The sequence below is a fragment of the Sphingomonas sp. AP28 genome, assembly GCF_056680455.1.
The window spans coordinates 1,722,008-1,741,723 of sequence record NZ_CM155283.1; the positions used below are offsets into that span (position 1 = coordinate 1,722,008).

Below are 19,716 nucleotides of genomic sequence, written 5' to 3' on the forward strand. Positions count from 1 at the left end.
GGTGCAACGCCGCCCGGTCTCATTCACCGCGATCCGACGCGTAAGCTCCGGTTGACCGCCGCGGCGCGGAGATACTGGAAATACACGGCACAGCCGATCAGATGCGCCGTGAACGGTATGCGGGACGGCCTCCAGAAATCGACCCGGGCGCACGCGAGCCATAGGAAAAGCCCGGTCAGACCGAATGCGATCGTCGACAACAGGATCGATAAGAAAGTGGCACCGACGCGCAGCGTCAACGGTCCCGCCCCGCGATAGCCGACAAGGTAGGGCGCAAGGATCATCAGCCAGATGACGCCCCAGCCTGGGCTGGTCATGATCACCGACATCAAGAGCATCGCCGGTCCGTCGACGCTCGTGCCGCCCTCCGCATAATAGAGATGGCCGTGGTACATGATCAGCGGGATCAGCGCGCAGGCCAGCACGACCCCGACGATCCATAGCGTCCATGCCCGTTTCGGTGTTCGCACGTGCATGGCGTTTCGACCCTCTACGACACAAACAGCCTAGCCGCCTCGCCGCAAGGCTGGTCTAAGACTAGCATGGCATTACGGCTCGACAATCAAGGTTTCAGCGACACGCTCGTCATTCTCGGCGCGGCGGGCCTCGTCATTCCCGCCTTCGCGCGGTTCCGGGTCAGCCCGGTCATCGGTTTCATCCTGGTCGGCCTGCTGGTCGGGCCCGCGGGCCTAGGTTCGCTCACTGGCTCCGCGCCGTGGCTGTATTATCTCACCATATCGAACCCGGAATCGATCGAGCCGTTCGCGGAGTTCGGCATCATCCTGCTGTTGTTCTCGATCGGCCTTGAGCTTTCGTTCAAGCGCCTGTGGTCGATGAAGCGGCTGGTGTTCGGCACCGGAGCCGCCGAACTGATCGGATCAGCACTGATAATCGGTACGGCCTTGCACTTCATCGGCCAGGGCTGGGCCGGCGCGATTGGACTGGGATTCGCGCTGGCGTTGTCGTCGACCGCGCTTGTCCTGCCGCTCGTCGGCACCACCGGCGCGGTCGGGCGTGGTGCGTTCGCTATGCTGTTGTTCGAGGACCTGGCGCTCGTACCGATCATCTTCGTGCTGGGCGCACTGGCGCCGACCGCGAGCGCAGACGGCTGGTCCAACATCGCCGGCGTCGCGCTGCGCGGTGGGCTGACCGTAGTCGCGATGTATATCGGCGGGCGGGTCGTCCTTCCCCGCCTGTTTGGGCAGGCCGCGCGCACTAAGAGCCCCGAACTCTTCCTCGCCGCGTCGCTGCTGGTGGTGATCGTTGCGAGCGTCGCGACCACCGCCGCGGGCCTGTCGCCAATCGTCGGCGCGTTGCTGGCCGGGCTACTGATCGCGGAGACCGAGTATCATAGCGAAGTCGAGGTCATCACCGCGCCGTTCAAGGGCCTCGCGCTCGGCGTGTTCCTGATCACCGTCGGCATGAGCCTCGACCTCCGCCTGATCGCGCAGAACTGGCCATCATTGTTACTCGCGGTGACAGGCGTGGTCGCGACAAAGGCGATCGTGACGTTCCTGTTCCTGCGGGTCGCCAATTCGCGGCGCGGGGTGGCTGCGGAAACGGGGTTGCTGATGGGGAGCCCGTCCGAGACGACGCTGATCGTGCTCGCGACGGCCGCACAAGCGCAACTGATCCTGCCCTCGACCGCCACGTTCTGGCAGACGGTCACGGCGATCGGGCTGACGATCACGCCCTTGCTGGCAAAGCTCGGCCGCACCGCTTCGCGCCAACTCGAAAGCCGGTCGGTGGCCGACACCGGCGATGTCGAGATCGACGACGACGGTCCGGGAACGGTCGTCATCGGCTTTGGTCGCGTCGGCCGAATGGTGGCGGACATGCTCGCGGTGCACGGGCAGAAATACGTTGCGGTCGAGGCGGATATCGACGCGGTCGAGGCCGCGCGGGCGCAAGGACACCCGGTATTGTTCGGGGACGTCGCGCGGGCGGAATTGGTCGATCGGTTAAAGCTGCATACCGCCAAGGCGCTGATCCTGACGATGGACGATCCGGTGCTGACGGTCCGGCTGGCGCGGCGGGTCCGGGCGTTGGCGCCGGACTTGCCTATCGTTGCGCGCGCGCGGGATACGGCGCATGCGGCGGAGCTGTACCGGGCTGGCGTGACGGATGCGGTGCCGGAGACGCTCGAGAGTTCGCTGCAGTTGGCGGAGGCGGTGCTGGTCGATCTGGGGGTTGCGATGGGGCCGGTGATCGCTTCGATTCATGAGAAGCGGGACGAGTTGCGGCAGGAGATCAAGAAGGCGGCGGACATGATTACCGAGCCTCGGATCCGAAAAGCGAAGCGAACGCCTCGGGCGGCTTGAGTGCCGCGCCGTGGTTCACCGCGGACGGTTATAACAGGGGGTACGGGATATCGCGGTCACTAGGCCGCCAGCGCGAAATCCTTGAAGCGTTCGCGCAGGGCGGTCTTCAGCAGCTTGCCGGTGGCGGTGTGGGGCAGGTCTTCGACGAAGACGATCGCGTCGGGGAGCCACCATTTAGCGACGTGCTTGGCGAGGTGATCCCGGATTTCGGCTTCGCCGACCTCGCTGCCGGGTTTGCGGACCACCAGCAGCAAAGGCCGCTCGTCCCATTTCGGGTGGTAGATGCCGATCGCCGCTGCCTCCGCAACGCCCGGGCAGCCGACCGCTGCGTTCTCGAGGTCGACCGAACTGATCCATTCACCGCCGGACTTAATGACGTCCTTCGACCTATCAGTGATCTGCATCGTGCCGTCGACGTGCAGCATCGCGACGTCTCCGGTATCGAACCAGCCGTACGCGTCGACCGCATCCTGGTCGGCGCCAAAATAGCGTTGGACGACCCAGGGGCCCCTCACCTGCAACCGGCCGGCGATCGAGCCGTCGCGGGGGAGGACCACGCCTTCGTCGTCGATTATGCGAAGTTCGATGCCGAACGGGACGCTGCCCTGCTTGCCGACGAGGTCGAGTTTTTCGTCATTACTCATGTCGTCCCAGTGCGGTGGATTGAAGCCCGCCGTGCCGATGGGAGAGGTTTCGGTCATGCCCCAGAGGTGCTTGACCGTGGCGCCCATGCCCATGATCCGCTCGATCATCGCGCGGGGGGCTGCCGAGCCGCCGATCGTCACCTGCTTCAGGTGGCGCGGCGCGTCGCCCGAGGCGTCCATGTGGCCGAACATCGCGAGCCAAACGGTCGGGACGCCGGCGGAGTGCGTCACCTTTTCGTCGTTCATTAGGCGGCACAGCACGGCCGGATCGTTGACCGCGGCATAGACGACTTTCGCCCCCGACAGCGCACAGGCGAACGGCAGCCCCCAGGCGGCGGCGTGGAACATCGGCACGACCGGGAGCACGACGGCGTTGGGCGACAGATCGAACACCCAAGGCGCGACCTCGGCCATCGCGTGGATCAGCGTCGAGCGGTGTGTATAGAGCACGCCCTTAGGATTGCCGGTGGTGCCGCTGGTGTAGCAGAGCATGCACGGCTCGCGCTCGGGGCCTTCGACCCACTCGTAATCGCCGTCCTCGGCGTCGAGCAGCGCTTGGAAGCCGTCGGGACCGAGATCGTCGAAGCAGATGAAGTGCCGAATGCTGGTCCATTGCGCGCGCAGACGATCGACGAGCGGCTGGAACGCCTTGTCGTAGAGCATCACGCGGTCTTCGGCGTGGTTTGCGATGTAGACGAGCTGTTCGTCGAATAGGCGCGGGTTGATCGTGTGGATCACGCCGCCCATGCCGATCGTACCGTACCAGGCGACGAGGTGGTGCGCGTGGTTCATCGCCAGCGTCGCGACGCGGTCGCCGGGGGCTACGCCAAGCTTTTCGAGGGCTTGCGCGAGCTTGCGGGCGTCGCGGGAGATGCCCGCCCAGTTCGTGCGCGTCTCGCGGCCGTCGGCCCAATAGCTGACGAGTTCACGGCCCCCGTGTTCGCGCGCGGCGTGGTCGATCAGTCGGGGAACACGAAGTTCGAAATCCTGCATTCCACCAAGCATTCGTGCTCTCCCAAGCTGTTAGCCGACCAGAGCAAGCCTCGTTTCCGAGGTCTTCAGCTCCACCTTGGTGACACCGTGCAACGACTCGATGTGCTCTGCAAGTTCGGCGTCGAGCAGGAAATCGCGCCCAAGCAGGATGCAGACTTCGCCATCGGGGAGTTGCGCGCGCACGCGGACCTCTCCGCGCGCACCCCGATGCTCGGCGAGCAAGGATGCGAGGCCGGCGAATGCGGCCATGTCGGAAATCGTCACAACCACCTGGAAGCGCGCGAGGTTGGCGAGGCCTTCGAACGGCTGGATGCGCTTGATGCTGACGCGGGGCGTGTCCTCGCCGGGCTTGCGATCGAGCTCGACGGTGATCAGGCCGCAGCCGCCGGCCTTGGCCGCTTCTTCGAGATCGCGCGAGACCTGGTCGTCGAAGCAGGTCGCCATGAACTGACCGCTGGCGTCGGAGCATTGCGCCATCATGAAACGCTTGCCGCGTGCGGAGGTGCGATAGCGCGCGTCTTCGACCAGCACCGCCATCGTCGCGCCGGCGCGGCTGCCGTCGTCGGGGATGTTGAGCTCGGACAGCGCGGTGTAGGCGCGGGCGCCGTGGCTGACCGCGATGTGGCGATGGCGATCGACCGGGTGCGCGGAGAAATAGAAGCCAAACGCCTCCTTCTCCTGGTCCATGCGCTGGCTGAGCGTCCAGCGGACCGATGGCGGCAGCTTGATCGCGTCGCCGGCAGGTTCGGCGTCACCGAACAGGCCGCCCTGCCCGCTGGTCTTCTGTTCGTGCGTGCGCGCGGCGATCGCGAGGATCGTTTCGGCGGTGGCGTGGATGCCGGCGCGGTTCTGGTCAAGGCCGTCGAAGGCACCGGCAGCGGCGAGCGTTTCGAGCTGGCGCTTGTTGAGTAGGCGCGGATCGACGCGCTTGGCGAGATCGTCGAGGCCGGCGAACGGTCCGTTCTGGACGCGCTCGACGATGAGCTTCTCCATTGCGCCTTCGCCTACGCTCTTGAGGGCGCCTAGCGCGTAACGAACAGCAAGATTGTTTCCCCGCGAAGGCGGGGACCCAGTCTGGGCACCCGCCTTCGCGGGTGAACACGCTTCGGGTTCGGGCGCGAGTTCGACGTCAGGCAACACCTCGACGTCGAATTCCGCCTGGCTCGCGTTGATGCACGGGGGCAGCGCGGTGATCCCCAAACGACGCATATCGTCGGTGAAGATCGCGAGCTTGTCGGTCTGGTGCAGGTCGTAGCACATCGACGCGGCGAAGAATTCGTGCGGGTGATGCGCCTTGAGCCACGCGGTCTGGTATGCGAGCAGTGCGTAAGCCGCGGCGTGGCTCTTGTTGAAGCCGTAGCCGGCGAACTTGTCGATCAAGTCGAACAGCGCGTTCGCCTCGGCCTTCTTGATACCGTTGACGGTGAGACACCCCTCGACGAACCCCGCGCGCTGCGCGTCCATCTCGGCCTTCACCTTCTTGCCCATCGCGCGGCGCAGCAGATCGGCGCCGCCGAGCGAGAAGCCCGCGAGGACCTGCGCGGCCTGCATGACCTGCTCCTGATAGACGAAGATCCCGTAGGTCTCCGCCAGAATCGGTTCGAGCAGCGGGTGCGGGTAGTCGATCGCCTCGGTGCCGTTCTTGCGGCGGCCGAACGACGGAATGTTGTCCATCGGGCCCGGTCGGTAGAGCGACACGAGCGCGATGATGTCGCCGAAATTGGACGGGCGGACGGCGGACAGCGTGCGGCGCATGCCCTCCGACTCGAGCTGGAACACGCCGACCGTGTCGCCCTTTTGCAGGAGCGCGTAGACGCCAGCGTCGTCCCATTCCAGCGCATCGAGATCGACGACGATGCCGCGCTTGGCGAGCAGCTGCACCGCCTTCTGGAGGACCGACAGCGTCTTCAGCCCGAGGAAATCGAACTTCACGAGGCCGGCACCCTCGACATATTTCATGTCGAACTGCGTAACGGGCATGTCGGAGCGAGGGTCGCGGTAGAGCGGGACTAGCTGCGCCAAGGGCCGGTCGCCGATGACCACGCCGGCGGCGTGCGTCGACGAGTGGCGGGGCAGGCCTTCCAGCTTCATCGCCAGATCGAGGAGCTTCCGGACGCCGTTGTCGTTGGCGTATTCCTTCGCCAGTTCGCCGACGCCGTTGAGCGCGCGTTCCAGCGTCCAGGGGTCGGTTGGGTGGTTCGGGACCAGTTTCGCGAGACGATCGATCTGGCCGTAGCTCATCTGCAGCACGCGGCCGGTGTCCTTAAGCACCGCGCGCGCCTTCAGCTTCCCGAAGGTGATGATCTGCGCGACCTGATCGCGGCCGTATTTCTCCTGGACGTAGCGGATCACCTCGACGCGGCGGGTTTCGCAGAAATCGATGTCGAAATCGGGCATCGACACGCGTTCTGGATTCAAGAACCGCTCGAACAGCAGGCCTAGTTTGATCGGATCCAAGTCCGTGATCGTCAGCGACCAGGCGACGACCGAGCCTGCGCCCGAACCACGGCCCGGGCCGACGGGGATGTCGTGGTCCTTCGCCCATTTGATGAAGTCGGCGACGATCAGGAAATATCCGGGGAAGCCCATCTGGACGATCACGTCGACTTCGAACGCGAGGCGCTTGCGGTACACGTCGCGCCAGCCGTCTTCGCCTTCGCCGTGAAGTTCGGTAATACGGGCGAGACGCGCTTCGAGGCCGGCTTCGGCGTCGTCACGGAGGAGCTTGGCCTCGCCCTCGATATCGCCGGCGAGGCTGGGGAGGATCGGCTTCCGATACGGTGCCATCACCGCGCAGCGCTGCGCGACGACGAGCGTGTTGGCGATCGCCTCGGGCAGGTCCGCGAACATCTCGTGCATGACCGGCGCGGGCTTCATCCAGGCTTCTGGGCAGCTGCGGATGCGGTCCTCGGTCTCGACATAGGTCGAGTGCGCGATGCAGAGCATGGCGTCGTGTGCGTCGCCGAACGCGCTCTCGGTGAAGCAGCAGGGGTTGGTCGCGACGAGCGGGAGATTGCGCTCGTAGGCGATGTCGATGAGGTCGTTCTCAGCCGCCATCTCGGTAGCATCGTTGCGGCGCGAGAGTTCGATGTAGAGGCGGTCGCCGAACAACCCTTGCAGGCGGTCGAGATACGCGCGGGCGCGGTCGGGCTGACCTTCCGCGAACAGCCGGGCGAGACCACCCTCGCCGCCTGCGGTCAGCGCGATCAGGCCGTCGGTGTGGCGTTCGAGCGCGGCGAAGTCGACGTGCGCGGGCATCTCGATCGGGCGGTCGAGATGCGCCATCGAGACGAGTGCGCAGAGATTGTCGTAGCCCTTCATGTCCTGCGCATAGAGCGCGATCCAGTCGAACGGGGTGGCGACGCCGTCGGGCATGTCGGGGCGGCTGACGCCGAGCATCACGCCGATGATCGGCTGGACGCCGTCCTTCTTGGCGGCGTCCGAATAGGCCATCGCGGCGTAGAGCCCGTTGCGATCGGTCAGCGCGGCGGCGGGAAAGCCCAATGCGCGCGCCTGCTTGGCGATCGCCTTCGGATCGATGGCGCCGTCGAGCATGGTGTAGCAGGAGAAAACGCGAAGGGGGACGTAACCGGAATGCATCGACCGGAGGTAGGCGCTGCGGCGTGATTCGACCAGCCGGGATGAGTCCGATCGGAACCGTGGACACGACGAGCCGTTGCGGCGGGGACTTCTGGGAGCATTCTTCATGACCGATCCACGCGGGCGCTTTGCCGATACCGAAACCACAGCAGCGGGGACGCCGCGTGCGGGTGCCGGCTGGGGGTGGATCCTGACGTATGGCCTGCTTTCGGTGGTGCTCGGGATCATGGCGTTCGCGTCGCCGTTTTCCGCAACCTATGCCGCGACGCTGGTGATCGGGGCGTTCCTCATCGCAGCCGGGATCGTGTCGATCGTGTCGGGGTTTGCCGGCAAGGGGCATGAGGGGCGCGGTTATGCGATCGGGTTCGGGGTGGTGTCGCTGGTGATCGGGCTGATCATGGCGTTCGAGCCGGCGACGGGCGCGATCTCGCTGACGTTGCTGATTGCGGTTTGGCTTGGTGTTCGTGGGGCGCTGGAGATCGGGCTTGGGGCGCGGTTTCGGCGGGGTAAGGGGCTGATGATTGTGCTGGGGGTGGTGAACATCGTGCTGGCGGTGATCGTGTTGGCGACACTGCCTTGGTCGGCGTTGACGCTGCCGGGGTATGTGCTGGGGATCAGCTTCTTGTTTGGTGGAGTGACTTCGGTTGCTTCCGCGCTTGCGCATAAGAAGGGGGCGCCGGCTTTCTCGGTGACCGCCTGACTTTCCCCGCGAACTGCTTGTTCTCCCGCGAAGGCGGGAGTCCAGTCTGGGCCCCCGCTTTCGCGGGGGAACACGCTACGTTGGGATGCTTGGCCTCTCCCCGCGAGAAAGCGCCACCCCGGCGAAGGCCGGGGCCCAATTGGTGAGGTTGCAGTAACGGAGCGCAGCGGTTTTCACCGCCGTCCCCCAATTGGGCCCCGGCCTTCGCCGGGGTGGTGGTATGGGGAGTGCCCCTGTGGTTTACAGAAGCTTCTCGATATCCTTGCGGATGTCCTCGGGCTTGGTCGTTGGAGCGTAGCGATCCACCACAACCCCATCGCGACCGACCAGAAACTTGGTGAAGTTCCACTTGATCGCCTTCGACCCCAACACGCCCGGCGCGTCCGACTTCAACCGCTCGAACAGCGGGTCCGCGTCCGAGCCGTTGACGTCGATCTTCGCGAACACCGGGAACGTCACGTCATACGTCAGCGTGCAGAAATTGGCGATCTCGGCTGCGTCACCCGGCTCCTGCCCGCCGAACTGGTTGCAGGGGAAGGCGAGCACTTCGAACCCTCGCTCCGCATAGTCGCGATGGAGTGCTTCGAGGCCGTCATATTGCGGGGTGAAGCCGCATTTCGAGGCGGTGTTGACGATCAGCAGCACTTTGCCGCGATACGGTTCTAGCGAAGCCGCACTGCCGTCGGCGCTCTTAACGGTGAAGTCGGTGATCGCGGTCATGGGCGGTCCTCGTTTCGGGCCAGCAGATACGTCAGGTTCTGGCGCACGCCGGGCCATTCGTGGCGGAGGATGCTGTAGACCACCGTGTCGCGTAAGCGGCCGTCGGCCGTCACCTGATGCCCGCGCAGGACGCCGTCGCGCTTGGCACCCAGGCGCTCGATCGCGCGCTGGGAGTTCTTGTTGAGCGAGTCGGTCCGGATCTGGACGCATTCGCAGCCGAGGGCATCGAAGGCGTGGGTCAGCAGCAGCAGCTTGGCTTCGGTGTTGACGCCGGTGCGCTGAACCGATTTGGCGTAGAAGGTGCCGCCGATCTCAAGCCGCCGGTTCTTCTCGTTCATCCGCATCAGCCGCGTGGTGCCGATCGTTTGCCCGGCGGGATCCAGCACGGTAAACGCGAGCGCACGGCCATAGGATTGCTCCGCGAAAACCTCCGCGAACCATCCGTCGATGTCCTTCAGCTTCGCCACGCCGGCGTAGAACAGGTCCCAGAGCCCGTCCGCCGACGCGGCCGCAACCAGCGCGGCGCCATCGTCGCGCACCAGCGGGCGGAGCGTGACGTGACGCCCGGTCAGCGTCGGCGTCTCGCCCCAGGTCACGCCAGCCGTCCCTCATGCAGTCGCAGCACGCGGTCCATCCGCGCCGCGAGCCGCTCGTTGTGCGTCGCGACCACCGCCGCGGTGCCCTGTTCGCGGACCAGGCGGATGAACTCGGCGAAGACGATGTCGGCGGTATGCTCGTCGAGGTTGCCGGTCGGCTCGTCCGCCAGCACCAGCGCGGGCTTGTTGGCGAGCGCGCGGGCGACCGCGACGCGCTGCTGCTCGCCGCCGGAAAGCTGGCTTGGGCGGTGCGTCAGGCGGTGACCGAGACCGAGCTGGGTCAGCAGTTCAGCCGCGCGCCTGTCCGCTTCGACCCGCGTGGCACCGTGGACGAGCTGCGGGAGGACGACGTTCTCGGTCGCGTTGAAATCCGGCAGCAGGTGATGGAACTGGTAGACGAAGCCGAGGCTGTCGCGGCGTACCACGGTGCGCTCATGCGCGTTGAGCTTGGCCGCCTCGGTGCCGGCGATCCTGATCGATCCCTGGAAGCCGCCCTCGAGCAGGCCGACGGCTTGCAACAGCGTCGACTTGCCCGAGCCCGATGGCCCGAGCAGCGCGACGATCTCGCCCGGTGCGATCGCGAGGTCGACGCCGCGCAGCACGTCGATGGTCGCGCCACCCTGCGTGAAGCTCTTGGTCAGCCCGCTGGTCTGGAGGACGTAATCGTCGAACTTCTCGATCTGGCGATCGATTTTGAGGCCTTCATTCATAACGCAGCACCTGCACGGGGTCGGTACTCGCCGCTTTCCAGGCCGGATAGAGCGTTGCGAGGAAGCTGAAAACGAGCGCCATCAGCGCGATCACGACGATCTCGACGGGGTCGGTCTTCGACGGGAGTTCGGTCAGATAGCGGATCGATGGGTCCCACAGATTCTGGCCGGTGAGGAGCTGGACGAAATTCACTACGCCCTGCCGGTAGAACAGGAAGATGAAGCCGAGCACGAGGCCCGCGACCGTGCCGAGCGCACCGATGGTGGTGCCGACGACGATGAAGATTCGCATCATCGAGCCACGCGTCGCGCCCATCGTGCGTAAAATCGCGATGTCGCGCGTCTTGGCGCGGACCAGCATGATCAGCGACGAGAGGATGTTGAACACCGCGACCAGGATGATGATCGACAGCACGGTGAACATCGCGACGCGCTCTACCGCGAGTGCCTCGAACAGCTGGGCGTTCATCGTCCGCCAGTCGGCGATCACCGCGTTGCCCCCGATCTTGTCCGCGAGCGGCTTCAGGATCTCGCCGACGCGGTCCGCATCGACCGTCTTCAGCTCGACCATGCCAGCCGCGTCGCCCATCAGGAGGAGCGTCTGCGCATCCTCGATCGGCATGATGATGTACGCCTTGTCGTAATCGTAGACGCCGATCTCGAAGATCGCGCCGACCGTATAGCTTACGATCCGCGGGACGGTGCCGAACGGCGTGGTCTGGCCTTGCGGGCTGAACAGCGAAATCTCCGAGCCGACCTGCGCACCGAGCGATTCGGCGAGCCGCGAGCCGATCGCGATACGGCCGCTGCCCTGCGTAATCGACTGGAGCGAGCCCATGATCACCTTGTTGCTGATCGTCGAATTGCGGCGGATGTCGTCGACACGCATGCCGCGCACCAGCACCGCCTCGGCACGGCCGTTATAGGTCGCGGCGAGCGGCTGTTCGATCAGCGGCAGCGCGCTGGTGACGCCCGGCGTCTTCTGCGCCTGCGCGACGATCTCGCGCCAGTCGGGAAGCCGGTTGCCGACGCCCTGCACCACCGCATGGCCGTTGAGCCCGACGATCTTGTCGAACAGTTCGGCGCGGAAGCCGTTCATCACGCTCATCACGATCACCAGCGCGGCGACGCCGAGCATGACCGCGACCAGGCTGATCGAGGCGACGAGGAAGATGAACGCCTCGCCCTTGCCCGGCAGCAGATAGCGGCGGGCTATCATCCGTTCGTAGCGGGACAGGATCATGGGCGGCCAGGTTCGATCGTTAGGGATAGAGTGCAGCGGCTCTAGGACGCGGCCCGTTGCGAGGCAACTGCCGGGCCCCTGTGCGCCAGGCCTTGCGTAGCGCTGCGGCATCCCCCGCCGCAGACCTAATAGTACCGATCCGGAAGTGTCTAGATTGGTCTGTTGCGTAATCGCCACAGGCGCAGTTCAATCGTGAGCCGCCCCGCGCAAAGACCGTGACAAAATCCACGGACATAACTAGCAACAAACTCGCTGAGACACAGGCAACGGCCGTGGTTCGGGGACTGCTTTTCCGCTCCGTCGCAAGACGAGATGCGAGAGCGACAAAATGGGGGCTGACGAGCGATCGTCACGCAGGCGCCCGGATCGGCAACGGTCCGGGCGTTTGCTTGTCCGGCGTAGATCGTAGCGGCCGGCTATACTTGGTCAGATCTTGAGCTGCTGTCGCGGCCGCCTCGACAATACAGTCGAGACGCTGCGCTCTGATGCTCTACCGCGTCCGATCCCTTGAAAACGTCGCGGCGCGGCGCCTGCGTTACCGCGTCCGGCGCTTCGTCAGCCGTGACGCGGCGCCGTTTTCCTCCGCGTTGAGCTTGCGCCAGCGTTCGAAGCGGTCAGGTGCCAGCGTCCCCGCAGTGATCGCCGCCTGGATCGCGCATCCCGGCTCGACGCCGTGCGAACAATCGGCAAAGCGGCATTCCTGCGCGAGCAGCGCGATATCGTCGAACACCTCGGCCAGCCCGGTCGCGGCCTCCGACAATTGCAGCTCACGCATACCGGGCAGGTCGAGCAGCCAGCCGCCCTGGTCGAGCCGGTGCATCTCGCGCACCGTCGTCGTGTGGCGGCCGGTACCGTCCTTGACCCGCACCGCCTGCGTTCCGATGCTGTCCGATCCGCGCAAGGCGTTGACGAGCGTGGATTTGCCAACGCCGGACGAACCGAGGAACGCGACGGTCTTGCCGGGCCCGCACCATGCCGCCAGCCGCTTGACGTCCGCCCGGTCGCGCCCGTCGACGGTTTCGACGAGCAATCCCGGTTCGATCGCGCGCGCGGCGGCGGCGAACTGCTCGGGCGTGTCGGTCAGGTCGGCCTTGGTGAGGACGACGACCGGGGGCACCCCCACCTCGCGCGCCAGCACGAGATAGCGCTCGAGCCGGGCGATGCTGAAATCCTGGTTGCACGATGCGACGATGAAGACGGTGTCGACATTGGCGGCGATCATCTGATCTTTCCGCGGATCGGCCGGCGAGCGTCGCTTGAACAGGTTCATGCGCCGAAGGACGCGCGTCGCCTCCTGCGTGCGATCGTCGATCAGCAGCCAGTCGCCGACCGTCGGGTGATCGTCCCCTGGCTGCGCGCCCGCGATATAGGGCGAGACGAAACCGTCCGATTTGGCGCCGGACACCGCGATCTTGCCGCGGTGCACCGCCATCACGCGGACAGGGTGGCAATATTGAAGCTCATCTTCGGCAAGCTGGTTTGCGAAATGCGCAGTCCAGCCAAGGTCTGCCAGTGCCTGGTCGGTCGATATCATAGGCTTGGTGCGGCATCCTTCTCGACGACGCGGCGGCGGCGGTCGTACCGCCCATCGTCTAGGCCGCGACGGAGGGCATTGCCATCGCCGTATGCGCGTGGGACCGCCCAATTGGGAGTGCGCCTGACGGCGAATGTCCGGTGGTATAGGGAATAAATGGCGGAGAGGGTGGGATTCGAACCCACGGTACCCTCGCGGGTACGCCGCATTTCGAGTGCGGTACGTTCGACCACTCTGCCACCTCTCCGCAGGTCATCCGAAGCTCTGCGAACAGCGCCTCCGATCGGTCGAAGCGCGGCCTCTAATGAAAGGGCCCCAGCGATGCAAGAGGGTTTTGAGCGCTCCGGGCGCCGCTCGACGCGTTTTCCTTGTGCGGCGCAAAACAAACCCTAAATTGCTCGATATGCCCCGACACGACAGTATCGCTCACGACATCACCCGCCCGATCGTGCCCGCCGAGGTGGTCGCACCGCCGATCTCGCATGCGAATTTCTCGATCGGCGACGTCGTGCGGCACCGGCTGTTCGATTTTCGCGGGGTGATCTTCGACGTGGACCCGGTGTTTGCGAACAGCGACGAATGGTATGCGGCGATCCCCGAGGACATTCGTCCGCGCAAGGACCAGCCTTTCTACCATTTGCTCGCGGAGAACATGGAGTCGAGCTACGTCGCCTATGTGAGCCAGCAGAACCTGGTGCCGGACGACAGCGACGAGCCGGTCGACCATCCGGCGATTGACGGGCTGTTCAGTGACTATGCGGATGGTCGGTACGCGCTGCGGCAGGTTCATCGGCACTAAGAGCGAATCGCTTTGATTTAGTGAAGTTTGTTCTTCCGCGAAGACGGGCGTCCAGTCTGGGCCTCGCCTTCGCGGCGAAAATCTTGTGCAGTTGTGGTGGACGACCCTACGCGCCCCCTCTTTCCCGCCCCTTCGCGGTTGACAACTCTCCCCCCCTCGCTTAGCTGCCCGGCTTCTTCCGGCGGACCCTGCGTTCGTGGGATACACGTATTTGGAAAGTGACAAGGGCCATGTTCGCAGTCGTGCGCACGGGCGGCAAGCAGTATCGCGTCGCCGCCGGAGATAAGATCGTTATCGAGAAGATCGAGGGCGATGCAGGTGCGTCGGTGACGCTGGGTGACGTTCTGCTGGCGGGCGAAGGCTCGGAGCTGCGGTCCGTCGAGGGCTTCGTCGTCGCCGCAGAGATCATCGCGCAGGCGAAGGCGGACAAGGTCATCGTCTTCAAGAAGCGTCGTCGTCATAACTATCGTCGTAAGAACGGCCATCGCCAGCAGCATACGATCCTGAAGATCGTCAGCGTTGGCGGCCAGACTGCCCAGGCGAACTCGGCGCGCAACGAGGGCGACACCGCCCCGGCCGCTCAGGCATAAGGAGTAGCTTCAGATGGCACATAAGAAAGCAGGCGGCTCTTCGCGCAACGGTCGCGATTCGGCCGGTCGTCGCCTCGGCGTCAAGAAGTTCGGTGGCCAGGCGTGCGTCGCCGGCAACATCCTCGTGCGTCAGCGCGGGACGAAGTTCTACCCGGGCACGAACGTTGGTATCGGCACCGACCACACGCTGTTCGCGCTAGTCGATGGCCGCGTCGTGTTCAGCCAGGGCAAACTCGGGCGCAAGTTCTGCTCGGTCGAGCTGGCAGCGAACGACGTTGGCCAAGATGCTGGCGACATGGCAGCAGCAGCCGAATAACATCGGGTAACCATCCGGGTTGCCCACCAGGGTGACCCGGGTCGCGAAAGCGAACCTGAACAAGGGAGACGGGTCACCCCGGCTCCCTTTTTTATTGCTCCCTCCACGCGGCTGTCGCGGTCCCGTCATCCCGACGTGGCATGCGCGCAGCCAATGACGCGATAGGAGAGAGACGTGTTCGCGCGCACCAAGAGACTGACATTACGGCCGGGTTGGCCGGAGGATGCGCCTGCACTAGCGCGGGCGATCGGCTATGAGTCGGTGATCGCCAAGCTGGCGCGGGCGCCCTGGCCTTACGCGCTGGGGGATGCCGAGGCGTTCCTGGCGCAGCCGCGTGGGCCGCACGATCCCCATTTCATGATCGAGACGATGGAGGCGGGTGCGCCGCGACTCGTCGGCGGGATCGGTATCCGCGCGGCGGATGCGGGGCACGAACTCGGCTATTGGCTGGCGCCGGACGCCTGGGGTCGTGGCTATGCGACCGAGGCTGGCGAGGCGGTGGTGGCGATGGCGCGGCATGCGCTTGGCTTGCGGCGGCTGGATGCGTTTCATTTTGTCGATAACCCGGCGTCGGGGCGCGTGCTGGCTAAGCTCGGGTTTCGGCCTACGGGGCGGGTCGAGGCGCGAACTTCGCGGGGCCGTGGTGGGGAAGCGCCTGCGGTAATGTTCGAGCTGGATCTGGATGACGATCGATGTGCGCCGATGCCGCTGGCGGCGTGAGTCGCAGCACCGTCGCCGTACGATGGCACACCACCCCGGCGAAGGCCGGGGCCCAATTGGAAAGGTCACAGTAACGGAGCGATGTACTCCGTTAGCAACGTCCCCCAATTGGGCCCCGGCCTTCGCCGGGGTGGCGCCTCAGTTCAGGTGAGTTGCTGCTCTAGCAATAGCTGTTCCCCCGCGAAGGCGGGGGTCCAGGAATCACGGGCGGTGGTGCTTGGTATCCTGGGCTCCCGCCTTCACGGGAGGACTAGGAAGTAGCGGAGAAGCTTGGAGCTTGCAGGCCGAGGCTCAGGCTACCGCCACCGCCCGCTTCGCAACCGGCAACACCGCCGCCTCATACTCGCTCTCCGCCAGACCGATCAGAGCGCGGTCGTCGTGCTTCCACGGGTGGAACCCCGGCAGGAAATACGCCGCCCACACGCCTGCGATCTTGCGCGCCATCCCCGGATTGCCGAACGCATACCACGCCATCCGCGCCCACATCCTCGGCCCGGTCAGCCCGTCCTGCCGCAACAGTTCCGCCATCCCCCGTGCGCGTCCGGTGAAGAACCGCCACGTCGTGATCAGCATCACCAGCGACTTCACCCGCCAGCGCGTAAACCGCGGCCAGTCCCGCGTTGCGTGGAGCCACGTGTCGTAGGCGACCCCCTTGTGCTCGATCTCCTCGGCGGCATGCCACAACCAGAGCGCCGCCGCCTGCTGGTCACCGCCCGCGAGGTGCTTCGGGTTCGCGATCAGTTCGTGCGCCAGCATCGCGGTGAAATGCTCGAGCGCGGTGGTGGCGGCGAGGCTCGCGATCTCGGGACGCCCCTTGGTCAGCGCCAGTGCCGCATCGACATCGACGATCAGCGGCGCGACGTCATACCCTTGGTCGGCGACGTGGCGGTTGAACGCGACGTGCTCGCGGGTGTGGATCACCTCCTGCTTGATGAAGGCGTTGATCTCGGCGTGGAGTTTCGGCGGCGTGCCCTCGCGGAACTTCCGCACGCTGTCGACGAAATAGCCCTCGCCCTTCGGGAACGTCACCGACAACGCGTTGTAGAACGCGGTCGCGATGGGATCGTCGTTCAGCCACCAGCGGCGAATCGCGGCGCCGCGGCCGAAGCGGCGGTCGCGCGGGGTGATCGTCAGATCGGCAGGCGTGGTTGCTTTCGCCACGGAAACCTCCAAACAGGAATGAACACTCGTTACTTACATTGATGTAAATAGGTTTCCCGGTCCGTGACGTCAACTCCGCGCAAGCGACTCTCCCCCACCGAATCGCGTGAAGCCGCCGTCGAGGCTGCGCGAGCCCTGCTTGTCGAGAGCGGCCCGAGCGCCGTCACACTCAAGGCCGTGGCAGGCCGCGTCGGGCGGACGCACGCCAATCTGCTCCACCATTTCGGCTCGGCGGAGGCGCTGCACACTGCGCTGATCACGCGGATGGCGGCGGATATCGTCGGCACGATCGGCGCCGCCGTGCTGCGCGTGCGGGCGGGCGAGCTGGATCCGCGCGAGGTCGTCGAGATGACCTTCGACGCGTTCGGCAAGGGCGGCGCGGGGGCGCTGGCGAGCTGGATGATCCTGTCGGGCAATACCAATGCGCTCGATCCGATCCTGACCGCGATCCACGACCTCGTCGACGAACTGGCGGAGGGCGACATGCCTGGCGACCAGCCGATCCAGGAACAGACTCTGACGTTGGTGCTGATGGCGCTTGGCGATGCGTTGATGGGGGCACCGATGGCGCGCGCGCTCGGCCTCCCGGTCGGCAAGGCACGCGAACTCGCGCTCGACGCACTGCTCGCCAGCAAGGACGCGGCTGCCCCTGCCCGCTGCTGAGCACACCGGATCTGGGCTCGAATCGCGAGGCGAATCGCAGAGGGTGGAGATTTTCGCCAATTTCGCTATGGGGCGGCGATGCATTTTCTAGACCAAGCCAAGATCTACGTACGTTCGGGTGAGGGCGGCCCCGGGGCCGTCAGCTTCCGCCGCGAGAAATATATCGAATATGGCGGCCCCGATGGCGGCAATGGCGGCAAGGGCGGCGACATCGTGTTCGAATGCATCGCCGGCCTGAACACGCTGATCGACTTTCGCTACACGCAGCATTTCCGCGCGCCACGCGGCTCGGGCGGATCGGGCTCGAACCGCACCGGCGCAGGCGGCAAGGACCTCGTCATCCGCGTCCCGCTCGGCACGCAGGTGCTGTCGGAGGACAAGGAAGAGGTACTGATCGACTTCACCGAGGTCGGCCAAAGCGAAGTGCTGTTCCGCGGCGGCGACGGCGGGCGCGGCAATGCGAGCTACAAGACATCGACCAACCGCACCCCGCGCCAGCACGGCACCGGCTGGCCGTTCGGCGAGGCATGGGTCTGGCTGCGGCTGAAGCTGCTCGCCGATGCGGGTCTGGTCGGGCTGCCGAATGCGGGCAAGTCGACCTTCATCAACCAGGTGACCAACGCGCAGGCCAAGGTCGGCGAATATGCCTTTACCACCACCCGCCCGCAGCTGGGCGTGGTGCGCCACAAGCAGCGCGAGTTCGTGGTCGCGGATATTCCGGGGCTGATCCAGGGCGCGGCCGAAGGTGCGGGGATCGGCGACCGTTTCCTCGGGCATATCGAGCGCTGCCGGGTGCTGCTGCATCTGGTCGATGCGAACGACCGTGACGTGGCCGAATCGTACCGGATCGTGCGTGACGAGCTGGAGAATTACGGCGAGGGGCTCACCGACAAGAAGGTGATCGTCGCGCTGAACAAGATCGACATGCTCGATCCTGAGCTGATCGCGGCATTGTCCGCGGAGCTGGCTGAGGCGAGCGGTGCCGAGGTTATGGCGATTTCGGGGGCGAGTGGCGCTGGTATCGAGGCGGTGCTCGACCAGCTGATCGAGGCGATCGGCCCTGCTCCGGGCGCGGCGAAGGAATTGGAAGAAGGCGAAGTGCCGGTCGCATGGTCGCCGCTGTAGGCGCCGTCTTGGCCCTCTCCCCCGCGGGGAGAGGGTTGGCTTTCGATTTCTCCCCTCCCGCTTGCGGGAGGGGTCGGGGGAGGGCTTTCTTGCCGACAGGTCACGCCCGCCCCTCCCCTAACCCCTCCCGCAAGCGGGAGGGGAATGCGTGATGTTTCCACCGTCTTCGTGCGCGCGGCTGATCGTGAAGATCGGGTCGGCGTTGCTGGTCGATCCTGATGGGAGCGTTCGGCGGGAGTGGCTGACTGGACTTGTCGCTGACATTGCTGCTCGGACCGGTGAAGGCCAGCAGGTTGCGATCGTGTCGTCAGGCGCGATTGCCTTGGGGGCGCGCCGGCTTGGTCTTGCCAAGGGCGGTCGGGCCAGTCTCGAGGACGCGCAGGCCGCCGCGGCGACCGGCCAGATTGCGCTTAGCCAGGTTTGGGCCGAACTGCTTGCCGCGCAGGGGCTGAACGCTGCGCAGATTCTCGTCACGCTCGACGACCTAGAAGACCGTCGCCGCTATCTCAACGCGGCCGCGACGCTCAACCGTCTGTTGTCGCTCAAGGTCGTGCCCGTCATTAACGAGAACGACAGCGTCGCCACCGAGGAAATCCGGTTCGGCGACAATGACCGCCTTGCTGCCCGCGTCGCGCAGGCCGCCGGCGCGCAGGGCGTGATCTTGCTGTCCGACGTCGACGGGCTCTACACCGCCAATCCGCATGCCGATCCGTCCGCGACTCATATCGCCAGCGTGCCGCGGATCGATGCGGTTGCGGGGATGGCGGATGACGGGTCGGGCTCGGGGATGGGTTCGGGCGGGATGGCCTCGAAGATCGCCGCGGCGCGGATCGCGACCGGTGCTGGCATTCCTCTGGCGATCGCGTCGGGTCGGATCGAGCATCCGCTGTCCACCCCTGCCCGTCATACGATCTTTACGGCCGAGCGGACGGCTTCTGCGCGGAAAGCGTGGTTGGCGGGTGGGCTGACCGCTAAGGGGGCGATCCATGTCGATGCGGGGGCTGCGGCGGCACTCAGCCAGGGGCGGAGTCTGCTCGCCACCGGCGCGACTCGAATCGATGGCGGTTTCACGCGCGGGGATCTGGTGACGATCGAAGGGCCGAGCGGGACTGTCGCGCGGGGGCTTGCGGAATATGACGCGGCAGATACCGCGCGCCTGCTTGGTCGACATAGCGACGATCATGCGGCCATCCTTGGCTACGCTCCAAGATCCGCGCTCGTGCACCGCAATCATCTGGCGCTCGTATGACCGGCCAAGCATTGTTCACCCGCGAAGGCGGG

At 65.7% G+C, this 19,716-nt stretch carries 18 protein-coding genes and 1 tRNA gene; 9 read left to right on the forward strand and 10 right to left on the reverse strand.

The window, feature by feature from the left end:
- Positions 1 to 23: 23 nt before the first annotated feature.
- Complete coding sequence (locus tag AC1MH0_RS07780; protein ID WP_480965403.1) at positions 24 to 470, reverse strand: hypothetical protein; 447 nt, start codon at positions 468 to 470, stop codon at positions 24 to 26.
- 72 nt (positions 471 to 542) lie between these two features.
- Between AC1MH0_RS07780 and AC1MH0_RS07785 the strand changes: the two genes are divergently transcribed.
- Positions 543 to 2,321 (forward strand): cation:proton antiporter domain-containing protein, encoded by a 1,779-nt coding sequence (locus AC1MH0_RS07785; RefSeq protein WP_480965404.1) that lies wholly within the window; start codon positions 543 to 545, stop codon positions 2,319 to 2,321.
- A gap of 59 nt (positions 2,322 to 2,380) precedes the next feature.
- On the opposite strand, the gene AC1MH0_RS07790 is transcribed toward AC1MH0_RS07785, so the two are convergent.
- Both AC1MH0_RS07790 and dnaE read right to left on the reverse strand, forming a co-directional pair.
- Positions 2,381 to 3,970, reverse strand: a complete 1,590-nt coding sequence (locus AC1MH0_RS07790) for a long-chain fatty acid--CoA ligase (RefSeq protein ID WP_480965405.1) — start codon at positions 3,968 to 3,970, stop codon at positions 2,381 to 2,383.
- A gap of 18 nt (positions 3,971 to 3,988) precedes the next feature.
- Entirely contained in the window at positions 3,989 to 7,513 is a 3,525-nt protein-coding gene (gene dnaE, locus AC1MH0_RS07795; RefSeq protein WP_480965406.1) for a DNA polymerase III subunit alpha, read from the reverse strand.
- A gap of 151 nt (positions 7,514 to 7,664) precedes the next feature.
- On the opposite strand from dnaE, the gene AC1MH0_RS07800 reads away from it, so the two are divergent.
- The gene (locus tag AC1MH0_RS07800; RefSeq protein WP_480965407.1) at positions 7,665 to 8,258 is read left to right on the forward strand and encodes an HdeD family acid-resistance protein; all 594 of its coding nucleotides are present in this window, start codon (positions 7,665 to 7,667) and stop codon (positions 8,256 to 8,258) included.
- 240 nt (positions 8,259 to 8,498) lie between these two features.
- Here the strand turns inward: AC1MH0_RS07800 and AC1MH0_RS07805 are convergent, their stop codons facing one another.
- From AC1MH0_RS07805 to AC1MH0_RS07830, 6 genes are all read right to left on the reverse strand, one after another.
- The gene (locus tag AC1MH0_RS07805; RefSeq protein ID WP_480965408.1) at positions 8,499 to 8,978 is read right to left on the reverse strand and encodes a glutathione peroxidase; all 480 of its coding nucleotides are present in this window, start codon (positions 8,976 to 8,978) and stop codon (positions 8,499 to 8,501) included.
- Entirely contained in the window at positions 8,975 to 9,574 is a 600-nt protein-coding gene (locus AC1MH0_RS07810; RefSeq protein WP_480965409.1) for a GNAT family N-acetyltransferase, read from the reverse strand. Before AC1MH0_RS07810 ends, AC1MH0_RS07805 begins: the two co-directional genes overlap by 4 nt.
- A complete protein-coding gene (locus AC1MH0_RS07815; RefSeq protein ID WP_093399625.1) occupies positions 9,571 to 10,284 on the reverse strand; it encodes an ABC transporter ATP-binding protein in 714 nt (237 codons plus the stop codon). The genes AC1MH0_RS07810 and AC1MH0_RS07815 overlap by 4 nt, the downstream gene beginning before the upstream one ends.
- On the reverse strand, positions 10,277 to 11,527 hold the full coding sequence (locus AC1MH0_RS07820) for a lipoprotein-releasing ABC transporter permease subunit (RefSeq protein WP_480965410.1): 1,251 nt from the start codon (positions 11,525 to 11,527) through the stop codon (positions 10,277 to 10,279). The genes AC1MH0_RS07815 and AC1MH0_RS07820 overlap by 8 nt, the downstream gene beginning before the upstream one ends.
- Positions 11,528 to 12,062: 535 nt before the next feature.
- Positions 12,063 to 13,061, reverse strand: a complete 999-nt coding sequence (gene rsgA / locus AC1MH0_RS07825) for a ribosome small subunit-dependent GTPase A (protein ID WP_480965411.1) — start codon at positions 13,059 to 13,061, stop codon at positions 12,063 to 12,065.
- A 157-nt stretch (positions 13,062 to 13,218) separates the two neighbouring features.
- Positions 13,219 to 13,308: transfer RNA gene (locus AC1MH0_RS07830), tRNA-Ser, on the reverse strand.
- Positions 13,309 to 13,464: 156 nt separating this feature from the next.
- Between AC1MH0_RS07830 and hspQ the strand changes: the two genes are divergently transcribed.
- The 4 genes from hspQ to AC1MH0_RS07850 all read left to right on the forward strand — a co-directional run bounded on the left by hspQ (position 13,465) and on the right by AC1MH0_RS07850 (position 15,486).
- Positions 13,465 to 13,860: a heat shock protein HspQ gene (gene hspQ / locus AC1MH0_RS07835; RefSeq protein ID WP_136191180.1), complete on the forward strand. Its 396-nt coding sequence runs from the start codon at positions 13,465 to 13,467 to the stop codon at positions 13,858 to 13,860.
- A 230-nt stretch (positions 13,861 to 14,090) separates the two neighbouring features.
- A complete protein-coding gene (gene rplU / locus AC1MH0_RS07840; RefSeq protein WP_120301376.1) occupies positions 14,091 to 14,450 on the forward strand; it encodes a 50S ribosomal protein L21 in 360 nt (119 codons plus the stop codon).
- 13 nt (positions 14,451 to 14,463) lie between these two features.
- A complete protein-coding gene (gene rpmA, locus AC1MH0_RS07845; RefSeq protein WP_060527420.1) occupies positions 14,464 to 14,766 on the forward strand; it encodes a 50S ribosomal protein L27 in 303 nt (100 codons plus the stop codon).
- Positions 14,767 to 14,940: 174 nt separating this feature from the next.
- Positions 14,941 to 15,486, forward strand: a complete 546-nt coding sequence (locus AC1MH0_RS07850) for a GNAT family N-acetyltransferase (protein ID WP_480965412.1) — start codon at positions 14,941 to 14,943, stop codon at positions 15,484 to 15,486.
- 291 nt (positions 15,487 to 15,777) lie between these two features.
- Here AC1MH0_RS07850 and AC1MH0_RS07855 read toward each other — a convergent pair whose 3' ends face one another.
- A complete protein-coding gene (locus AC1MH0_RS07855; protein WP_480965413.1) occupies positions 15,778 to 16,647 on the reverse strand; it encodes a metal-dependent hydrolase in 870 nt (289 codons plus the stop codon).
- Positions 16,648 to 16,710: 63 nt separating this feature from the next.
- Between AC1MH0_RS07855 and AC1MH0_RS07860 the strand changes: the two genes are divergently transcribed.
- The 3 genes from AC1MH0_RS07860 to proB all read left to right on the forward strand — a co-directional run bounded on the left by AC1MH0_RS07860 (position 16,711) and on the right by proB (position 19,684).
- A complete protein-coding gene (locus AC1MH0_RS07860) occupies positions 16,711 to 17,310 on the forward strand; it encodes a TetR/AcrR family transcriptional regulator (RefSeq protein WP_056055838.1) in 600 nt (199 codons plus the stop codon).
- Between the two features lie 78 nt (positions 17,311 to 17,388).
- Entirely contained in the window at positions 17,389 to 18,435 is a 1,047-nt protein-coding gene (obgE, locus tag AC1MH0_RS07865; protein WP_056065949.1) for a GTPase ObgE, read from the forward strand.
- Positions 18,436 to 18,586: 151 nt separating this feature from the next.
- Entirely contained in the window at positions 18,587 to 19,684 is a 1,098-nt protein-coding gene (gene proB / locus AC1MH0_RS07870; protein WP_480965414.1) for a glutamate 5-kinase, read from the forward strand.
- Positions 19,685 to 19,716: the final 32 nt, after the last annotated feature.

Excerpts from the sequence above, each read along its gene's own strand:
- dnaE (WP_480965406.1), bottom strand. The coding sequence starts at position 7,513 with ATGCTCGACGGCGCCATCGATCCGAAGGCGATCGCCAAGCAGGCGCGC.
- rsgA (WP_480965411.1), bottom strand. The coding sequence starts at position 13,061 with ATGATATCGACCGACCAGGCACTGGCAGACCTTGGCTGGACTGCGCAT.
- AC1MH0_RS07790 (WP_480965405.1), bottom strand. The coding sequence starts at position 3,970 with ATGCTTGGTGGAATGCAGGATTTCGAACTTCGTGTTCCCCGACTGATC.
- AC1MH0_RS07800 (WP_480965407.1), top strand. The coding sequence starts at position 7,665 with ATGACCGATCCACGCGGGCGCTTTGCCGATACCGAAACCACAGCAGCG.
- rplU (WP_120301376.1), top strand. The coding sequence starts at position 14,091 with ATGTTCGCAGTCGTGCGCACGGGCGGCAAGCAGTATCGCGTCGCCGCC.
- obgE (WP_056065949.1), top strand. The coding sequence starts at position 17,389 with ATGCATTTTCTAGACCAAGCCAAGATCTACGTACGTTCGGGTGAGGGC.
- hspQ (WP_136191180.1), top strand. The coding sequence starts at position 13,465 with ATGCCCCGACACGACAGTATCGCTCACGACATCACCCGCCCGATCGTG.
- proB (WP_480965414.1), top strand. The coding sequence starts at position 18,587 with ATGTTTCCACCGTCTTCGTGCGCGCGGCTGATCGTGAAGATCGGGTCG.
- AC1MH0_RS07815 (WP_093399625.1), bottom strand. The coding sequence starts at position 10,284 with ATGAATGAAGGCCTCAAAATCGATCGCCAGATCGAGAAGTTCGACGAT.
- AC1MH0_RS07805 (WP_480965408.1), bottom strand. The coding sequence starts at position 8,978 with ATGACCGCGATCACCGACTTCACCGTTAAGAGCGCCGACGGCAGTGCG.
- AC1MH0_RS07820 (WP_480965410.1), bottom strand. The coding sequence starts at position 11,527 with ATGATCCTGTCCCGCTACGAACGGATGATAGCCCGCCGCTATCTGCTG.
- AC1MH0_RS07785 (WP_480965404.1), top strand. The coding sequence starts at position 543 with ATGGCATTACGGCTCGACAATCAAGGTTTCAGCGACACGCTCGTCATT.
- rpmA (WP_060527420.1), top strand. The coding sequence starts at position 14,464 with ATGGCACATAAGAAAGCAGGCGGCTCTTCGCGCAACGGTCGCGATTCG.